Genomic DNA, 18,500 nt, shown 5'->3' with positions numbered 1-18,500 from the left:
TCGCTTTCCGCCCGGGGATCGCCAAAACGTTTCTCGAAAACACTCTATAAAAAAGTAGATTGATTGTGAAATGAGGTGTCGACATGAAAATCGGGGTCCATCCCAACAATCTGCATTTGCGGCTCGCCCGGCTCTGGCCCGGTTCTTTTAAGGCATTCGAGCCTGAATTCGTGCCCTATAGAGAAGGGCGCGATACCGCGGCGCTTCTGGAAAAGGGTGAAATACATTTCGGCGGCACTGGGTCGACACCGCCCATCGAGGCGGATGCGCGAGGGCTCTCGGCGGTCTATATTGCCGCCTCCGCACCGAGGCCGGCCAATGGCGCGATCCTCGTGCGGCGCGACAGCCCGATCCGTTCCGCCGCCGATCTCTCGGGAAAACGCATATCCCTGATCGACGGATCGTTTCATACCTATCTTCTGGCGCGCAGCCTGGAAGGAGCGGGGCTTGGCCTCTCGGATGTCAGCCGGATAGAAAGCGGCGACAGTGACAGCCTGGGGGACCTCGTGGAAGGTCGCGTCGATGCCTGGGTGACGATGTCGCCGCGGCTGGAAAAGGCTCTGACCCATGAAGAAATCAGTCTTTTGGTTCGCTGCGGCTCCACCATTCCCAACCGTTCGCTGTTCTGGACGCTGGATCGTCACGCTCTTGCGCCTGAAACGAGGCAAGCGATTGCGGCTGAACTGGACCGCGTCGGCCGCGCCGTTATGGCTAATGTAGAGCAGGCGGCTGCGCTGCTCGCCTCCGAACCTGGCAGCGAAGGCGACGCTTCGTCCTGGGCAAAGGTATTGCGCTCTCGCGATCTTTCAGTCGTGCCCGCCACTCAAAATATTCTTGCCGAACAGCAGGAGGAGGCCGATACGCTTTACAGGCACGGCCATTTCTCTTTACCGGTTCAGACCGGGCAAAGCCCGGCCCCGCAATCAGCCAGCGTCGGAGGTGACAGATGAATGTTTTCTGGTACATGTGCGCCCCCGACGGCGCCTATCCCTGGCAGCCGGAAGGCTCCCGCAGGGTCGATCTCGGTTATTACAAGCAACTGGCGCTCGCTTACGACCAGCTCGGTTATACCGGGGCGCTGTTTGCCACCGGCGCGCATGACGTCTGGGTTCTGGCGGGTGCGCTTCTTTCCTATACCGAGCGGCTGAAGCTGCTGGTCGCCATTCATCCGGGCCTGATCGCGCCAACGCTGCTTGGCAAGATGGCGGCAACGCTCCAGGAGTTTTCGCGCGGGCGCCTGCTTATCAATGTCGTCTCGGGCGATGCGAAGATGCTCGGCGCCTACGGCATGACCATGCCGCATGACGAGCGTTACGAGATGGCGGATGAATATCTGCAAATCTGGCACCGGCTTTTCGCCGGCGAGACGGTGGATTTCAACGGGCATTATTTCCAGACGCAGGGCGCAAAGCTCGCTCTGCCGGTGGGGCAGGGCATCGAGCCGCCGCCGCTGTGGTTTGGCGGGTCTTCGGACAAGGCAATCGACGTTGCGGCCAAACATGTCGAGACCTATCTCTCATGGGGCGAAACGCCTGATCAGATTGGCGCGAAGGTCGATCTCGTCAAGGCGCGGGCGGAAAAGCTCGGCCGAGAACTGGAATACGGTATTCGCCTTTATGTTATCGTGCGCGATACGGATGAAGAGGCCTGGGCTGCCGCCGCCGATCTCTACCGGCGCATGGATGATGCAGCGATTGCCGCCAACCAGCGCTTCGTCGGCAAGACCGATTCCGTCGGCCAGCAGCGCATGACGGCGATGCATGGCGGCCAGAAGCCGGAGAACCTGCGCGATCTTGAAATAGCGCCAAATCTCTGGGCCGGCATCGGTCTCGTTCGTCCAGGTCCGGGAACAGCTATCGTCGGCTCGCCCGATACTGTCATCCGCACGCTGGAGGCCTATAAGAAGGCGGGCGTGAACACCTTTATCCTGTCCGGCATGCCATTGCTGGAAGAAGCCTTCCGTTTCGGGGAAAAGGTGCTTCCGCGTCTTGACGTATCGCGTGAGGTTTCGGCGGCAAAACAATTCACGTGGTCGACATTGTTCGACCGTGACCTCTCGGCTAAGGCCTCATGAGCATGGCTTCGGGAGTGGAGAAGAAAGACATGATGGCGAGTCCCGCAACGACATCGGCACAAGGGCGCATCGGCCCTCAGCGTGTGGCAGGGCGGCTGCTGGCCATTCTGGACAAGGTACTCGGTGCGGTCGCGGGAGCAATCCTTGCCACGCTGCTCGTGGTGGTTCTGGTCAATGTCACCCTGCGTTATCTGTTTCACACCGGCTTCATCGGCGCGGAAGATCTGGGCATCTGGCTTAATGTCGCGATGATCGCTGTCGGCGCGCCTCTCAGTCTCAAAAGCGCGCTTGCGATGCGGCTCGATGTTTTTGTGCGCTTCCTGCCGGAACGTTTCCATGTTGCCACGGAAGTCCTGGCCGATGCTTTCTCGTTCGTTGCCGCGCTCATACTCGCCTTCGGCGGGGTAGAAATTGCGGCAATGCTGGGCGGGACGTCCCCGACGCTTGGTCTGCCGGAATGGGTGCGTTTCGGTTTTCTCGGTGCGGGTGGTGCACTGATTTTTGTTTATCTCGCGCTTCAGCGCGTCAGTGAAGGCAAGGCGTTCGCTGTTCTGCTCTCCGTCGTCATTGCTGTTGTTTCCTATGTGGGCCTGCCGGAAATTTTCGTCGATACGACGCTGCCGCCGAGCCTGTTTCTGGCGCTGACGGCAGCCGTGGGGCTGGTTATGGCCGCGCCGCTTGCCCATGCCTTCCTCGCCGCCGCCTATGTGGCGATTGCCTTCGGCAGTACTTTGCCGGAGCCGGCCATCGTTTCCTCCACGGTCACAGGCATGTCGAAATTCCTGCTGCTCGCCATCCCCTTCTTCCTGCTGGCGGGAAGTCTGCTGACAGAATCGGGCGTCGCAAACCAGCTCGTCCGTTTTGCCGCCTCCATGGTCGGCCACCGACGGGCGGGGCTGGCCCAGACGACGCTTCTGACCAGCGTGCTGTTTTCGGGCGCCTCCGGTTCTTCAGTCGCCAATGCTGCCTTCGGCGCCTCCACCTTCCAGCCGGAACTCGTCAAGCATGGTTATCCACCCGCGCAGGCGGGTGCGATCATCGCCGCCACTTCCGTGCTGGACAACGTCATTCCGCCCTCCATCGCATTTCTCATCCTCGCAACGGCCACCAACCTTTCGGTCGGGTCGCTGCTGGTCGGCGGATTCTTTGCGGGCGGGTTGATGGCGGTCTGCCTGGCGGTGGCTATCCATTTCAGCGTGCGCAGCGTTGATACCTTGCCTCGCGCGACGGGCTCTCAGCGGTGGCGCTCGGCCGTGGCTGCGATACCTGCCTTCGGTCTTGGCGTCATCGTGGTGGTCGGCATCCGCATTGGCGTCGTCACGACCACGGAAGCCGCAGCGCTTGCAGCGCTTTACACGCTGTTTCTCGGCTTCGGATACCGGCTGGGCGCGGGCCGCATTTTTACAACCTTCCGCCAATCGGCGGGTGAAGCAGCTGCGATCGGCCTTCTGATCGGCACGGCTGGCCCCTTCGCCTTTCTCCTGGCGGTCGATAATGTCTCCGGTCTTGTCACCGACTTCGTGACATTGCTCGGTGGCAGCAAGATCGCGGTGCTTCTGCTGTCCAACCTCATTCTGCTCGTGGTCGGTCTTGTGCTTGATATCGGTGCTGCCATCCTGCTGTTCGGGCCGATCCTTCTGCCCGCTGCCGTGGCAGCCGGTATCGATCCCATCCATTTCGGTGTCATCCTCGTGGTCAATCTCATGATCCACGGCCTGACACCGCCACTCGGCATGCTGATCTTTGTGGTGAGCGGCGTCACCCGCATTCCGGCGACAGCCCTTTTCCGGGCCGTCGTTCCCTATCTCCTCTCCCTTCTCGTTTCCCTCGCCATTCTGTGCGTCTGGGCCATTTTCTTCTAATCCGGGGCTTTATTCATGACTATTATCGACCGTCGTCATCTCCTCAAACTCTCCGCTCTCGGCGCGGCAACGCTCGCCGCACCGGCCTTCGTGCGCACGGCTAGTGCCAGAACCCGCAGCCTCACCGTTGCGTCGCTTTTCGCTGACGACAAGCCGGAGACGAAAATCTGGGTGAAGATCAGTGAGCTGGTGGAAGCGAAGCTGCCCGGTCGCTTCCGGTTCAATATAGTAAAGAGCGGTGCGCTGGGCGGCGAAAAGGAAGTGGCGGAGAATATTCGGCTGGGATCGGTTCAGGCCAGTCTTTCAACCGTTTCCTCGCTTTCAGGCTGGGTGCCGGAATTGCAGATCCTCGATCTGCCCTTCCTGTTCCGTGATGGGGAGCACGTGCGCAAGGTGGTAACTGGCGAGACTGGCAACGAGTTGAAGACGAAGCTCGCCGCCCAGCAATTCATCGCTGCCGATTTCATCAATTACGGCGCGCGCCATCTGCTGACCAAGGAACCGGTAACACGCCCCGAGCAGCTGGAAGGCAAGAAGATCCGCGTCATCCAGAGCCCGCTGCACACCAAGCTGTGGAGCGCCTTCGGCACCACGCCGGTCGGTATTCCGATCACTGAGACCTATAATGCGCTGGCCACAGGCGTGGCCGATGCCATGGATCTTACCAAGTCCGCCTATGCCGGCTTCAAGTTATACGAGGTCGTGCCTTATCTGACGGAAACCGGCCACATCTGGGCTTCAGGGGTCGTTTATTATGGCGCGACCTTCTGGAACCAGCTGGATGACGAAGAAAAGAAAGTGCTGTCGGAGGCTTCCAGTGAAGGCGCGAAGTACTTCAACCAGCTGATCGTTGAAGATGAAACGAAGTCCGTTGAGCTTGCGTTGTCCAAGGGTGGCAAGGTGCTGCAGCCGGAAGCGCTGGATGAATGGCGCAAGGGCGCTCAGGGCATCTGGCAGGATTTCGCCGGCATCGTTGGGGGTATCGAGAAGATACAGGCCGTGCAGTCTGCCTGAGACTACGGGTCAGACGAAGAACAGGGGAGGCGTGTGAGCGCCTCCCCTTTTTTATTAGCGAATATCTTCCGGCAGAACGTCCGAGGGAATGTTCTGATAGGAAACCGGGCGCATGAAGCGGCGGATCGACATGGTGCCGACAGAGGTTGCGCCGAAGTTCGTGGAGGCCGGGTAGGGGCCACCGTGAACCATGGCTTCGGAAACTTCCACGCCGGTCGGGAAACCGTTGGCGAGAACGCGGCCCGCCTTGCGTTCCAGGATCGGCAGCAGCTTGCGACCAAGTTCGGCGTCGCCTGCATCGAGATGCATGGTCGCCGTCAGCTGGCCTTCGAAGCTCTTGGCAACCTCAAGCATTTCTTCGGTGCTATCAACAGTCACGATCAGGCCAAGGGGTCCGAAGACTTCTTCAGCAAGCGCATGGTTGGCAACCCAGTCCTTGCCTGCGACCCGATAGAGATACGGCGTTGCATTGCGCAGGTTGCAGGTGGTGGTCAGCACGTCGCGCACGCCGTTGCCGGCAGCGATACGATCACGGCCATCACGATAGGCGGCGGCGATGCCGTCGGTCAGCATGACCTGCGGGCCAACTTCGGAAAGAGCGACGCGTGCGGTTTCAGCAACCGCATCCGCCTGCTCGGAGAGGATGACGGCAATGCCCGGGTTGGTGCAGAACTGGCCCGCACCCATGGTGAGCGAACCGGCCCAGCCCTTGGCAATGGCTTCGCCGCGGTTGGCAACGGCTTCTGGTAGCAGGAACATCGGGTTGACCGAACCCAGTTCGCCGAAGAAGGGGATCGGCTCGGGGCGCTGGGCGCAGAGATCGAATAGTGCGCGGCCGCCGGCGAGCGAACCGGTGAAACCGACCGCCTTGATGCGCGGATGCTGCACGAGCGCGGAACCGACATCGCGACGGCCGCCCTGGATCAGCGAGAAGACGCCGGGATGCAGATTGTGCTTCTTGACGGCGGCAAGAACCGCTTCGGCAACGATTTCACCGGTGCCGGGATGGGCGGAGTGACCCTTGACGACAACAGGGCAACCGGCAGCCAGAGCCGCAGCGGTGTCACCACCGGCCGTGGAGAAGGCGAGCGGGAAGTTCGACGCGCCGAAAACGGCGACAGGGCCGATCGGACGCTGCATCAGGCGGATATCCGGGCGCGGCAGCGGCTGGCGATCCGGCAGTGCTTCGTCGTGGCGACGATCGAGATAGTCGCCCTTGCGGATATGCGAGGCAAACAGGCGGAGCTGACCGACGGTGCGGCCACGTTCGCCCTGCAGACGGGCAGCGGGCAGGCCAGTTTCGGAGGAACCGATTTCGGTGATGGCGTCGGCGCGGGCTTCGATCTCATCGGCGATGGTGTCGAGGAATGCGGCGCGCTCTTCGCGGGTGGTGTAACCGTAGCTCCAGAAGGCTTCTTCAGCTGCCTCACAGGCGGCATTCACCAGATCGACGGTGCCGACCGAAAAATCGAAAGCTTCGCCATGTGCAGGCTCGCTGCGGAATTTTGCTTCCGTTGCGACCCATTCTCCTGCAACCAGATGTTTGCCGTGCGGCTTGAAACTCATTGTGCTCTTCCCTGAAAACTGATCCTGTGTGGAAAACCCACCCGACACCGTGACGTTGCACCGAAAGGCGACAGCGCAAGCGCCATCAGCCGCGATCCTCGCCCGGTTGCCTTCTGCCTTAGCCCTTGTAGGGCCTGAGCGAAAGCCGGTTTTTCAACTATCTGACCAAAAAGTGTGATTAATTGGGCGAAGCGTGAAAAAGACCTGCTTCCGTTTACGCACACGACGCTCTAATGTGACGCCATGATGACAAACAGATTTCCGAAATATGTTGCCTGGTCGCTTCTTCTGCTGATTGTAATCGTGACTGTCAGCCCCATTGGGCTGAGGCCCCACACATTGACGACGGTTGGCATCGACCGCGCAGGTGCCTTCGCCCTCTGTTCGGCCGCCTTCGTGCTCGCCTATCCGCGTTACTGGCTTGCCATCATCATCGCGGGCATTGTTGCGGCTTTTGGCATCGAGGCGCTGCAATTCCTGTCGCCGACACGCCATCCGCATCTGACCGACGCAGCCGTGAAGGCCGCCGGGGCTGTTGCCGGCGGATTGGCCGCCTATTCCTACCTCATGTTTCGGGCGAAGATGGCCGCAGGCTGACACATCCCCTGCGGTCAGATTTCCGATTAGCCATTCCCATTCGCGAGACCGAAGTGGCTGTGTGACAGCGTGCGCTCGATGCCGCGCAGCTCAGCCAACCCCTTCAATCGCCCAATGGCGGGGTAACCGGGCTGGGCGCCGCGCGTGAGGTCGTCGAGAATTTCCTGCCCGTGATCCGGCCGCATCGGAATGGTGTGGTCTTCACGGCCCTCCGCTCGCCGGCGGGCTTCTTCGGTGAGGAGGGCGGCAATGACGGCGACCATGTCGGTTCCGCCTTCCAGATGTTCGTCCTCGAAGAAGGAGCAGGGCACGGTGTCCGTGTCGCGCGTCACGTTGCGCAGATGCACGAAATGGATTCGATCTGCAAAACGGCTGGCGATAAAGGGCAGGTCGTTATCCGCGCGCGCACCGAGAGAGCCGGTGCAGAGCGTGACGCCGTTGGCGCGGCTGTCGACCTGCGACAGCATATGGGCGTAATCCGTCTCCGTTGAGAGAATACGCGGCAGGCCGAGAAGCGGCCAGGGCGGATCATCGCCATGGGCGCAGATGTTGATGCCGACGTCTTCGGCAACCGGCGTCACCTCGGAGAGAAAGTCGATCAGGTTCTGCTGCAGCCTTTCGCGATTAACGCCATGGTAGGAACGCAGCTTTTCGATGAGTTCCGGCAGGGTATAACCATCCGCCGAGCCGGGCAGGCCAGCGCCGATATTGCGCGATAGCGCGACGATTTTTGTGTCGGGCATCTCGGTGAACCGCTTTGCCGCATCCTCCAGCAACCAGCCAGGATAATCCCGTGTCGCGTCCGGGCGCTTGAGAATGTGAATATCAAAGGCAGCGAAATCCGTAAGGTCGAAGCGCATCGCTTTCGCGCCGTGTTTCGTTTCCCAGCGCAGGTCGGTGCGGGTCCAGTCCAGCACGGGCATGAAGTTGTAACAGACGGTGCGGATGCCTGATACCGAGAGGCGGCGCAGCGTTTCCTGCCAGTTGGCGATATGGGTTTTCCAGTCGCCCGTCTGGGTCTTGATGTCCTCGGAGACTGGCACGCTTTCCACCACGTCCCAATAAAGCCCGCCGGCCTTGATGGCCTCATGCCGCCTGGTTATTTCGTCCACCGGCCAGACATCGCCGGTGGCGATGTGGTGCAACGCGCTGACAATGCCTTCCGCACCCGCCTGAGCCGCATCCTGAACCGTGACCTTGTCGACCGGGCCGAACCAGCGCCATGTATGTCTCATCTTTCGTCCTCAAAAATTCCGTCTGCGGAAAAAGTCAGTTGCACCTTGCAGGCGGCCGAGCGGTCTCCGGCCTGCTCGAATGCGGCCTTCGCCTCATCAAGCGGGAAGCTGTGGGAAATGATCGGCCGCACATCGATCTTGCGCGTTGAGATCAGCCCGGCGGCGATGGCGAATTCATCATGAAAGCGCTGCGAACCGCGCCAGAGGATTTCTTTGCCAACCAGCGCATTGAGCGGAATGGTAATGTCACCGGTTACGCCCACCTGTACGATGGTGCCGCGCGGGCGCACGCAGGCAAAGGCGGTGCGGAGCGCGGGGCCTGCCGCAGAGCAATCGAAAATGACGTCGAAATATCCCTTGTCATCCTGGTAGGGCAAAAGCGCCTCGGCGTCCTTTGCGACATTGATCGTGCGGTCCGCACCCATGGCTGGTGCGCGTTCCAGCGCCGCATCGGTCAGATCGGTTGCGACGATGATACCTGCGCCCGCATGGCGGGCGGCGGCGATGGTCAAGAGGCCGATTGGGCCGGCTCCCGTCACCAGCACCTTAGCGCCGGTGAGATCGCCCGCCTGGGCGACGGCATGCAGACAGACTGCAAGCGGCTCGGTGCAGGCCGCTTCAGCAGCTGAGGTATCGGCTGGAAATGGCGCGCATTGTTTGGCTGTAACCACCAGCCGGTCGCGAAACATGCCCTGTTCGTGCGGCAGGCGCATGGCGCTGCCCATGAAGCGCATGTCGAGGCAATGGATCGGCTGGCCCTTCAGGCAGAACTGGCAATGGCTGCAGGGTTGCGAGGGATCAACGGCGACGAGCTGGCCGATGGCGAGCCCGCTGACGCCTTTCCCCAGCGCCCGCACATGGCCGGATGCCTCATGCCCGGAGATGATCGGTTCGCGCACCCTGACCGGGCCAAAACCACCATCCTGATAATAATGGAGATCGGAGCCGCAGATGCCACCCGCTGCCATGGCGAGCAGCACCTCGCCGGGTCCCGGCTCAGCGAGATTCTCTGTTTCGACGCGAATGTCCTTCTCGCCGTATAGACGTGCCACGCGGGTCTGCATGACCATGCCCTCATGTCTTGATATGGAATGATGACCCCGCGCGGCGAACCGCGCGGGCAGGGTGCCGCGTCAGCGGATCAGGCCCATTTCGGTCGGCAGCCACAGGGTGATTGCCGGAACGAACGTGATCAACAGCAGCGCCACGAATAGCGGCACCAGCCAGGGCAGGATGGCCATGGTCGTGCGTTCGACGGAGAGTTTCGCCACGCGCGAGAGCACGAACAGCACCATGCCGAGCGGCGGATGCAGCAGACCGATCATCAGGTTGAGCGTGATGATGAGGCCGAAATGCACCGGATCGATATGAAACTGCAGCACCAGCGGCAGAAGGATCGGCACGAGGATGGTGATGGCCGCAATCGTATCGAGGAAGCAGCCCACGAACAGCATCAGGAGATTGACCAGCACCAGGAAAATCCACTTGCTGTCCGTGATCGTGAGAATCGCCGCCGACAGAAGCTGCGCTGCCTGGCTGACGGTCAACAGCCATGCGAAGACCGAGGCCGCCGCGACGATGAAGAGCACCGATGCGGTGGTTTCGATCGTATCGAAGGTCGATTTCGCCAGCGTCTTGAAGGTCATCGTGCGATAGCGGACGAGGCCGAGGAACAGTGACCAGAGAACGGCCGCGACGGCTGCCTCCGTCGGTGTGAACCAGCCCATGGTCATGCCGCCGATCAGGATCACGGGCGTCATCAGCGCCATCACGGCTGAGAAGTCGAAATACCAGTCGCAGGCGAGCAGGATGACCAGCACGATCAGGATCGACAGGTTGAGGGAAAGACCAAGCGCCGTGAGGATATAGATGCCGAGCGGCACCATCATCACCACGAAGACTTCAATCGATGCGCCGAAGATCGTTCTGAGGCTGAATGGTGTATCGGAGCCCCAGCCTTTGACATAGGCAAAGACGGCGACCGTGATCATCATCAGAAGCGTCATGACGACGCCGGGAATGATGCCAGCCATGAACAGTGCTCCGATCGAGACATTGGCCATCATGCCGTAAATGACGAAGGGCAGCGATGGCGGGAAGATCGGGCCGAGCGTTGCGGAGGCGGCGGTGACGCCGACGGCCGCTTCGACCGGATACCCGTGATCCTTCATGGCCTTGATCTCGATGGTTCCGATACCGGCCGCATCTGCAAGCGCGGTTCCCGACATGCCGGAAAAGATCACCGAACCGATGATGTTGACCTGGGCGAGACCACCCTTCATCCAGCCGACGAGCGCGACGGCGAAGGAATAGATACGTCCCGTCACGCCGGCCGTGTTCATGAGATTACCGGCAAGGATGAAAAATGGCACGGCCAACAGCGGGAAGCTTTCCACACCCGCGATCAGGCGCTGCGCCGCTATGATATCGGGCGCGACATTATAAAACACGATGTAGAGCAGAGAAGCCGAGGCCATGGAAATGGCGACCGGCAGGCCGATCACCATCAGGAGAAGAAAGGAGCCGATGAGAAGCAGCATGTGATCAATCCCCCGCGCTCTGGAATTCTTCGGGCCGCTCCAGAACGGAATAACCGCGCTGCATATTGGCGATGAAGACCTGTACCGACCGGAAGAACATCAGAACGAAAGCGGCCAGAACCGTATAAAAGACGATGCTGCGCGGCAGGGCGACGGTGACCATCTCCTCATCCGCGACGATTTCCATGTAGCGCCACATCAGCCAAGAGGTGTAGGCGAAGAACAGGATCCGAAGCACATCGACGAGGATCGACATGGCGCGGGCCACCTGCGGCGGCACATAGTGATAAAGCACATCCACCTGGATGTGGCGCGACATGCGCACGCACATGACCGAACCTAAAAAGACGACGCCGATCAGGCAGTTGACGGCGATTTCTTCCGTCCAGGCGTAGCTGTCATTGAGCACGTAGCGGGTGAAGAACTGGAGGAACACGCAACCTGTCATCAGCCAGAAGAGGCCAAGCGTGACCCAGTCTTCGAATGAATAAACCTTGAGATCGACCTCCGGCGGCGCCTCGTCGAACGTATGGGCGAGTTCCTCAGGCGTGACCTGAGTATGAATTTCCTGCGACATTGAGATATCCCGTCTGGAGAGAAAGGGCGGTGCGGCAAGAGGGCCGCACCGGATCTTGCTTCACTTGACGGCGCGAATGGCTTCCCAGTCGGCCTTGTCGTAACCGAAGTCCTCAAACTTCACTTTTTCGAGGACATTCTTCTCGAAGTCGGCCTTGTCGACTTCGGCGACGGTCAGGCCGCGCTTCTTGAAGTCTTCGACGAGGCTTTTCTCGCGGCCTTCGATGGTCTTGGTGGTGCGCTCGGCAGCCTGCTGCATGACTTCGGTAAAGATTTTCTTGTCTTCATCTGACAGCTTGGACCACAGGTTCTTCGAGATTACCGTGTTGAGGTGGTCGACGATGTGGCCTGTCAGAACGATGTTCTTCTGCACTTCGAAGAACTTCTTTGCCTCAATGGTGGTCAGCGGGTTTTCCTGTGCGTCGACGGTGCCGTTCTGCAGCGCCAGATAGACTTCCGCAAATGCAATCGGGGTCGTGTTAGCGCCGCAGGCGCGTGGCATGGCGAGATAGGCGGGAACATCAGGCACGCGCATTTTCAGCCCGCCCATGTCGGCACAGGTGGCAATCGGCTTGTTCGATGTTGTGTGGCGTGTGCCGTAATAGCTGACGGCAGCGATATGGTTACCGGTCTTGTCTTCGTAACCCTTCGCGAGCCGCTTGAAGATATCGCTTTTGGTATAGGCGATCAGATGGCTCGGATCGCGGAAGATGTAAGGGAAATAGGTGACGCCGATCGGCTTGGAGTCACGCGCGGCAAAGCTCGACCCGGAAATGATGATATCAACCGTGCCGATCTTCAGGCCCTGATTGATATCGGCTTCCTTGCCGAGCTGCGAGGCCGGAAAGACATCGATCTTGTAGCGGCCATCTGTGCGCTTGGCGATCTCTTCCGCGGCCCAGACCGAATCCGTATGGAACGGCTCCGAGGTCTCGTAGACATGTGCCCATTTCAGTGCGGTCTGCGCCTGCGCCGCAAGCGCCGAGAGCAGGATGGCCGCTGTTGCGCCCATCAAAGTCGACAATCTGATTTTCATTCTTAACTCCTCCCGAATTAAAGCCAGATTTCCGTTTTTCCCGTCGCCGGTTGCGGCGGCGGTTATTCTTCTCCGAGCGTTTCCTCCCCGAAACTTTCGGAAAATCTCTTCTGCGACAGCGTCAGATGCTGCCGCATCGCCTCCCGGGCACCTTCCGGATCGTTCGCGGCAATGGCGTCGCGGATGACCCGGTGTTCCTGCACGGCGAGGTTCCAGGTGTGCGGACCTTCGAAATAGCTGGCGAGCTTTTCGAAAAAGGGTGACAGGCTGCGCTCGTCATAGATCAGGCCGGTAAAGCGGTTGAGCGCCGAGTTGCCGATGATGTCGGCGATGGCGGTGTGAAAGGCCCGGTCGAGATTGAGCGCCTGCGGTGAATTGTCGAGTGCGCCGGCCATGCGCTCGATGATGTCATCCAGTTTGACGATGCATTCCGGCGTGGCGAGCCGTGCGGCTTCCTCCGCGATAGCGCTTTCGATGATGCAACGCGCCTGCAGGATTTCGAAAGGCCCATGCGCATCCGGCACTGTTGGCTTTTCTTTCCCCTGTTTGCCGGTTGCGTTTACATAAACGCCCGAACCCATGCGAATATGGATATGGCCTTCCACTTCAAGAACGATAAGCGCTTCCCGCACCGTGGGGCGTGATACGCCGAAGCGTTCCGCAAGGTCGCGTTCCGCCGGCAGGCGCTGACCGTCCGTCAGTTCCCCGCTTTCGATGAGCAAGCGAATTTGTTCCGCAACCAGCCGGTAAAGGCGGCGCGGCTCAAGAGCCACAAACATGATATCCTCCCAGCGCGAAAGTCTCCCCCAATCGCGCAAGCGGTAAGATTGTCTTACCAATTTCATTAGGGCGCATTTGGGCGACGCTGTCAATTAGACGTTAATGAAAAATATACGGAGGTCGTCAGGAGGCTCAGCGGGGCGGTATTGTCACGCTCCCCGGGGCTCTGGCTCCCGGGGGTTCCGCCATTTCCTCATTCTGGCCGCGAGCTGGCCGGGCAGCCGGATTCCCTCGGTGGAGAACGACGGCAAAGTCGCAAACTTTGCCTCTCTCAATGTTTTGGATGATGTCGGGGCGCGATGGCTTGCCAGCAGTTCGCGACATCGGCTGGCAAGCGATCGCTTCTTTCCCTTTGCGGGCAGGCTTTTCAGCCCCTGCCCATCGCCAGCTTCAGGCCGTCTTTGCCGTCGATAATTACATTCACCTCACCATAGCCGCCAATGGAAAGGTGTGGCGTTTCGATAGGATGCGAATGGGTGGCGTTGATGACCACCACTGACGCCCCCATGTTTTCCCCCGCCTGGATGCCGGCGGGGGCGTCCTCGAAGACGATGCAGTCTTGCGGTGATACGCCGAGCTTTTCGGCCGCTTTTCGATAGCCTTCAGGATCGGGTTTGCCGTTCACCACGTCTTCCGCACAGATCATGACAGGCGGCGGTGCAATGCCCGCCGCAGCGAGCCGGCGTTCAGCCAGTTCGCGTACGGCCGACGTCACGATAGCCCACTTGCCCGCCGGCAGCGACTTGAGGAAAGCGCCGGCGCCCGGTATCTGAACAATGCCATCCACATCATCCATCTCTGCACGAAGGATCATTTCAGCCTGCTCATCCACGTCGAGACCCGGAATGGCCTCACGGCGGATAACTTCCGAGGCTCGCATGCCGTGAATGCGCTGCAGGAAGGCATTCGGCTCGATGCCATTCGCCACTGCCCACTCCCGCCATACGCGCTCGACGACGGCGATCGAATTGACGAGTGTGCCATCCATGTCGAACAGGAAGGCCGCAAACTGTTGCGAAAAAATCTGGTTTTGCGGCGGGACTTTGCTGTGCATCTCATTCTTCCGTTGAACTGTCGGCCTCGCCTGTCTCTACAGTATTGTCAGGCATAACGGAATCGTTTTTCAGCCGCCAAGGGCCGATGGTCATCTGCCGCGGGTGGGAGATGTTGTCCCGGAATCGGACGCGGTCAGACTCACGCGAGTCGAGGTCGTCGGCAGGCAAGGCGGCGGTGAACAGAGCCACACCCGGAGTCAGCCTGCAGCAAGGATGCGCTGTTATCCTTTGTCTTCATATGTCAGGGAATGGCCCAGATTCAAAGGGATAACAGATGTTTTTGAAGGTTCTGCATAAGAGTTTCGAAAGCGGAATTTTCTTAACGATTTCCCTCTCTTGAGGGTGGCGTTAACCATTTGTTAACCATATTCGAGGTACCTAATTGTCAACGATTTGTTTACCAAGATGACCAAAGTGCTAACAGACCAGCGTTCCATCCGCATCAAAGGCCGCTCCTTCCTCGCAGTCGTCCTGTCCCCCGAAGCTCCGGTCGATCAATGGCTGGAAAGGCTCGATGATCTCGCGGCGCGTTCGGCGGGCTTCTTCCTGTCGCGGCCGGTGGTCCTCGATGTTTCGGAACTGTCGCTCGACAAGGCGGGTCTGAAGGAACTGCTGGCGGCGCTCAGGGAGCGCAATGTCGGCATCATGGGCATCGAGGGCGTTCGTCCCTCGATGATCGAGCCGGGCATGCCCCCATCGCTGAAGGGCGGAAAGCCGGCTTCCGATGTCGAGGTCGAGCCGGTCGCCGTGGTTGCCGAATTGCCGGAGGAGAAGCCCCGTACATCGGGTGAAATCCGCGCCGTCGTGCAGTCGCTCGTCATCAACGAGCCCGTGCGCTCCGGCCAGTCGATCATGTTTCCCGAAGGTGACGTGACCGTCATCGGCTCGGTCGCCTCGGGAGCGGAGATCATCGCTGGCGGTTCGGTCCATGTTTATGGCGCGCTGCGCGGGCGGGCCATGGCCGGTTCGCTCGGCAATGTCTCTGCGCGCATCTTCTGCCGCAAGCTGGAGGCCGAGCTTCTGGCAATCGACGGCGTCTACAAGGTGGCTGAGGACATTGACGACAAGCTGCGCGGGCAACCCGTTCAGCTCTGGCTGGAAGACGATACGATCAAGGCCGCAAAACTCGGCTGATAACAGATAAACACGCACGAACAGGAGAGAGCCATATGGGGAAGGTAGTCGTTGTAACTTCCGGCAAGGGCGGGGTCGGCAAGACCACCTCGACCGCAGCGCTTGGCGCCGCATTGGCGCAGAATAAAGAGAAGGTCGTAGTCGTCGATTTCGATGTCGGTCTGCGCAACCTCGATCTCGTCATGGGTGCTGAACGCCGCGTGGTCTACGATCTCGTCAACGTTATTCAGGGCGATGCCAAGCTGACGCAGGCCCTGATCCGCGACAAGCGCCTGGAGACGCTGTTCCTGCTGCCCGCCTCGCAGACGCGGGACAAGGACAATCTGACGCCGGAAGGTGTCGAATGGGTTATCAACGAGTTGAAGAAGCACTTCGACTGGGTGATCTGCGACAGCCCCGCCGGCATCGAGCGCGGCGCGACGCTGGCCATGCGCCATGCAGATGTGGCTGTGGTCGTTACCAATCCTGAGGTCTCCTCGGTGCGCGACAGCGACCGCATCATCGGCCTGCTCGATTCAAAGACGCTGAAGGCCGAGCGCGGCGAGCGCATGGAAAAACACCTTCTCATTACCCGCTATGATTCTGCGCGTGCGGAGCGGGGTGATATGCTGAAGGTCGACGACGTTCTCGAAATCCTGTCGATCCCGTTGATTGGCATCATTCCCGAGAGTTCGGATGTGCTGCGCGCCTCCAACGTCGGTGCGCCGGTCACGCTCGCAGATGCCCGTTGCGCGCCGGCCATGGCCTATTTCGACGCTGCCCGCCGCCTATCGGGGGAAGATATTCCGGTGGTTATTCCGGGCGAAAAGCGTGGCATCTTCTCCAAGATCTTCGCAAGGAGGGCTGCATGAGTCTCTTCAATCTTTTTCGCAAACAGAAGTCGGCACCGCTTGCGCGTGAGCGCCTGCAAGTGCTGCTCGCCCATGAGCGGGCCTCATCGGGCTCTGATCTTGTCGCCATCCTGCGGGAAGAAATTCTCGGCGTCATTGCCAAGCATGTACAGATCGACGGCGACCGTGTGCACGTGAAGATGGATCGCGACGAACATTTCTCGATTCTCGAGATCGACGTCGAAATTCCGCTCGGCGCAGATCTCCGCGCCGCGTGACATAGGCATGAAAGACGCCGCCCCAACCGGGGCGGCGTTTTATTGCGCGGTCGTATCCACGGGATTTCGAAACGCGTCAGCGAGATCGTCCGGAAGCGGGCGCTGAAGGTTCATCCCGTTCGGCGGGATCGGAGCGTTGAACCATTTCTCGTAGATTTTCTCGATTTCACCGCTCGCATAGATTTCACCCAGGGCCTCGTTGACGGCATCTCTGAAACCGGTATCGCCGTGGCGAAGCATCAGGCCGTAGGGTTGAGGTGGCGCAAGATATTCATTTGAAATTGCGTAATCCTCAGGCCTGCCTGTTTCGGCGACGAAGGATCGCAGAAGAATATCGTCCATGACGAAAGCCGAAGCACGGTTTTCCGTCACCATCTCGAAACCGCCTTCGGTGCTGTCATTTTGCAGCACGGTGATGTTCAGCCCCAGTTTGCGATTGAGCACGTTCAACTGGCTGATATTAATGGTTCCCGTCGTTACCACCACGGTACGCCCGGCAAGATCCGCGACGGTATTCAGGCCGCTCGATTTCAGCGCCACGTATCGCGTACCGGTGATGAAGTGGCTGTAGGAGAACCATACGGCCTTGCGCCGTTCTTCCGTGTTCGTGCTCGCCACACATTCCATGTCGATCGTGCCGTCATTGAGAAGCGTGATCCGATTGCTGGGCGTGCGTTTGACGAAGTCGACCTTCAGTCCCGGCAAATCCAGTTTTTCCCTGATGGAATCCACCACCTTGAGGCAAAGCTCGATGCTGTAGCCGATCGGCTCCGGGCCGGTGCCGAGATACGAAAAGGGGATATTGCGATCGGCATAACCCAGCCGGATGATACCGGTTCTAGCAATGGTCTCGAGTGTCGGCGGCTGCACTTCCTGCCCGGCCGCATAAGTGGATAAAAGGCTAAAAATTCCTAATGCAAGCCATAATGTCGATCTCTGCATCGCGCATCTCCAGCTAAAGTATCTGTCGAAACGTGTTTTCATGAAAATGGAGGCGGGGGTGCGAGCACCTTAATCCCGATATTCTTTCGGTTGTTCGTAGGCCTGTCTCAGAGCTGCTGCCATCGGCAGGTTCAGATTCATGCCGTTTGGCGGAATGGGTCTGGTGAACCATTTTTCATAGAGATCATGAATGGCGGGGCCAGTGAAAATCCGTTTCAGACTGTCGTTGACGACCGCCTTGAAGGCCGGGTCGTCGCGACGGAAGACCAGCCCATAGGGTTCGGGTGCGCTCAGCGTCTCCTCGGAAAGCGCATAAAGATCCGGATTTTCAGATGTCGCCGCCAGCGCCGCCAGCAGGATACCATCCATCACGAAAGCCGAAGCCTTGCCGGAAACGACGAGGGCGAAGGCTTCCTCATTGGTTTTCGTCGGCATGACGGAGATATTGAGGTTCTTCTCACGGTTCACGGCATTGAGCTGCTCAATATTGACGGTTCCGGAGGCGGATGTGACTGACCTGCCTGCCAGATCGGCGAGGCTTTTCAGATTGTCCTGCTTGCGCGAGAGAAACTGTGTTGCCGTCATGAAATTCGGATAGGAAAAATCCACGATCCTGCGACGGTCGCTATTATTGGTGGTGGCTGCGCATTCGATATCGATCTGACCGCCGCGGACAAGGATGAAGCGGGTGGCGGGCGTGGCCTTGACATATTCGACGTCGAGCTTGTCGAGTTTCAGGGACTTGCGAATGTCCTCGCTGATCGTCCTGCAGAGATCGGTTGAGAAACCGGTCACCTCTCCGTTCGGCAGCTGATAGGAAAAGGGGGGTTCAGCCTCACGATAGCCGATGCGGATTTTTGCGGTCCTGGCGATCTGCTGAAGCGTGTCGCCTTCACCGGCAGCCTGCAGCGGGGTGAGGGGGGCAAAGCATGTGAGGAAAAGGCAATAGACTGCAATACGCATTTATGTCCTCTTGGCCGG

At 59.7% G+C, this 18,500-nt stretch carries 18 protein-coding genes; 8 read left to right on the top strand and 10 right to left on the bottom strand.

The window, feature by feature from the left end:
* Positions 1-83: 83 nt before the first annotated feature.
* From BLU28_RS12355 to BLU28_RS12340, 4 genes are read left to right on the top strand one after another with little or no spacing between them, the layout of a single operon-like run.
* Entirely contained in the window at positions 84-950 is an 867-nt protein-coding gene (locus BLU28_RS12355; RefSeq protein ID WP_077986397.1) for an ABC transporter substrate-binding protein, read from the top strand.
* Positions 947-2,074, top strand: a complete 1,128-nt coding sequence (locus tag BLU28_RS12350) for an LLM class flavin-dependent oxidoreductase (RefSeq protein ID WP_077986396.1) — start codon at positions 947-949, stop codon at positions 2,072-2,074. The genes BLU28_RS12355 and BLU28_RS12350 overlap by 4 nt, the downstream gene beginning before the upstream one ends.
* A 29-nt stretch (positions 2,075-2,103) precedes the next feature.
* Complete coding sequence (locus tag BLU28_RS12345; RefSeq protein WP_077986395.1) at positions 2,104-3,936, top strand: TRAP transporter large permease; 1,833 nt, start codon at positions 2,104-2,106, stop codon at positions 3,934-3,936.
* 15 nt (positions 3,937-3,951) lie between these two features.
* Positions 3,952-4,950, top strand: coding sequence for a TRAP transporter substrate-binding protein (locus BLU28_RS12340; RefSeq protein ID WP_077986394.1), 999 nt, complete (start codon positions 3,952-3,954; stop codon positions 4,948-4,950).
* A gap of 54 nt (positions 4,951-5,004) precedes the next feature.
* Here BLU28_RS12340 and BLU28_RS12335 read toward each other — a convergent pair whose 3' ends face one another.
* Positions 5,005-6,516, bottom strand: a complete 1,512-nt coding sequence (locus BLU28_RS12335) for an aldehyde dehydrogenase (NADP(+)) (protein ID WP_077986393.1) — start codon at positions 6,514-6,516, stop codon at positions 5,005-5,007.
* 243 nt (positions 6,517-6,759) lie between these two features.
* On the opposite strand from BLU28_RS12335, the gene BLU28_RS12330 reads away from it, so the two are divergent.
* Positions 6,760-7,113: an antibiotic resistance protein VanZ gene (locus BLU28_RS12330; protein ID WP_077986392.1), complete on the top strand. Its 354-nt coding sequence runs from the start codon at positions 6,760-6,762 to the stop codon at positions 7,111-7,113.
* Between the two features lie 26 nt (positions 7,114-7,139).
* On the opposite strand, the gene uxuA is transcribed toward BLU28_RS12330, so the two are convergent.
* From uxuA to BLU28_RS12295, 7 genes are all read right to left on the bottom strand, one after another.
* Entirely contained in the window at positions 7,140-8,348 is a 1,209-nt protein-coding gene (gene uxuA, locus BLU28_RS12325) for a mannonate dehydratase (protein WP_045534489.1), read from the bottom strand.
* Entirely contained in the window at positions 8,345-9,412 is a 1,068-nt protein-coding gene (locus tag BLU28_RS12320; protein WP_077986478.1) for an L-idonate 5-dehydrogenase, read from the bottom strand. The genes uxuA and BLU28_RS12320 overlap by 4 nt, the downstream gene beginning before the upstream one ends.
* A 69-nt stretch (positions 9,413-9,481) precedes the next feature.
* Positions 9,482-10,888 (bottom strand): TRAP transporter large permease, encoded by a 1,407-nt coding sequence (locus tag BLU28_RS12315; RefSeq protein ID WP_022563702.1) that lies wholly within the window; start codon positions 10,886-10,888, stop codon positions 9,482-9,484.
* 4 nt (positions 10,889-10,892) lie between these two features.
* A complete protein-coding gene (locus BLU28_RS12310; RefSeq protein WP_035208172.1) occupies positions 10,893-11,465 on the bottom strand; it encodes a TRAP transporter small permease in 573 nt (190 codons plus the stop codon).
* 60 nt (positions 11,466-11,525) lie between these two features.
* A complete protein-coding gene (locus BLU28_RS12305) occupies positions 11,526-12,500 on the bottom strand; it encodes a sialic acid TRAP transporter substrate-binding protein SiaP (RefSeq protein WP_077986391.1) in 975 nt (324 codons plus the stop codon).
* Between the two features lie 62 nt (positions 12,501-12,562).
* Positions 12,563-13,279: a FadR/GntR family transcriptional regulator gene (locus BLU28_RS12300; RefSeq protein WP_004438798.1), complete on the bottom strand. Its 717-nt coding sequence runs from the start codon at positions 13,277-13,279 to the stop codon at positions 12,563-12,565.
* 368 nt (positions 13,280-13,647) lie between these two features.
* Positions 13,648-14,334, bottom strand: coding sequence for an HAD family hydrolase (locus BLU28_RS12295; protein WP_077986390.1), 687 nt, complete (start codon positions 14,332-14,334; stop codon positions 13,648-13,650).
* Positions 14,335-14,740: 406 nt separating this feature from the next.
* On the opposite strand from BLU28_RS12295, the gene minC reads away from it, so the two are divergent.
* From minC to minE, 3 genes are read left to right on the top strand one after another with little or no spacing between them, the layout of a single operon-like run.
* A complete protein-coding gene (minC, locus tag BLU28_RS12285) occupies positions 14,741-15,469 on the top strand; it encodes a septum site-determining protein MinC (protein ID WP_175477693.1) in 729 nt (242 codons plus the stop codon).
* A gap of 35 nt (positions 15,470-15,504) precedes the next feature.
* On the top strand, positions 15,505-16,320 hold the full coding sequence (gene minD, locus BLU28_RS12280; protein WP_004438810.1) for a septum site-determining protein MinD: 816 nt from the start codon (positions 15,505-15,507) through the stop codon (positions 16,318-16,320).
* Positions 16,317-16,577 carry a cell division topological specificity factor MinE gene (gene minE / locus BLU28_RS12275; RefSeq protein WP_004438814.1) on the top strand — a complete coding sequence of 87 codons (261 nt, stop codon included), beginning with the start codon at positions 16,317-16,319 and terminating at the stop codon, positions 16,575-16,577. The genes minD and minE overlap by 4 nt, the downstream gene beginning before the upstream one ends.
* Before the next feature lie 39 nt (positions 16,578-16,616).
* Here the strand turns inward: minE and BLU28_RS12270 are convergent, their stop codons facing one another.
* Positions 16,617-17,519 carry an amino acid ABC transporter substrate-binding protein gene (locus tag BLU28_RS12270; protein WP_077986389.1) on the bottom strand — a complete coding sequence of 301 codons (903 nt, stop codon included), beginning with the start codon at positions 17,517-17,519 and terminating at the stop codon, positions 16,617-16,619.
* A gap of 69 nt (positions 17,520-17,588) precedes the next feature.
* Positions 17,589-18,482, bottom strand: coding sequence for an amino acid ABC transporter substrate-binding protein (locus tag BLU28_RS12265; RefSeq protein ID WP_006697233.1), 894 nt, complete (start codon positions 18,480-18,482; stop codon positions 17,589-17,591).
* Positions 18,483-18,500: the final 18 nt, after the last annotated feature.

The sequence above is a fragment of the Agrobacterium pusense genome (genome assembly GCF_900102105.1).
Lineage (GTDB): Bacteria > Pseudomonadota > Alphaproteobacteria > Rhizobiales > Rhizobiaceae > Agrobacterium > Agrobacterium pusense.
Note: the sequence above shows the minus strand (reverse complement) of the source record. Positions and strands in the feature narration are given on the sequence as shown.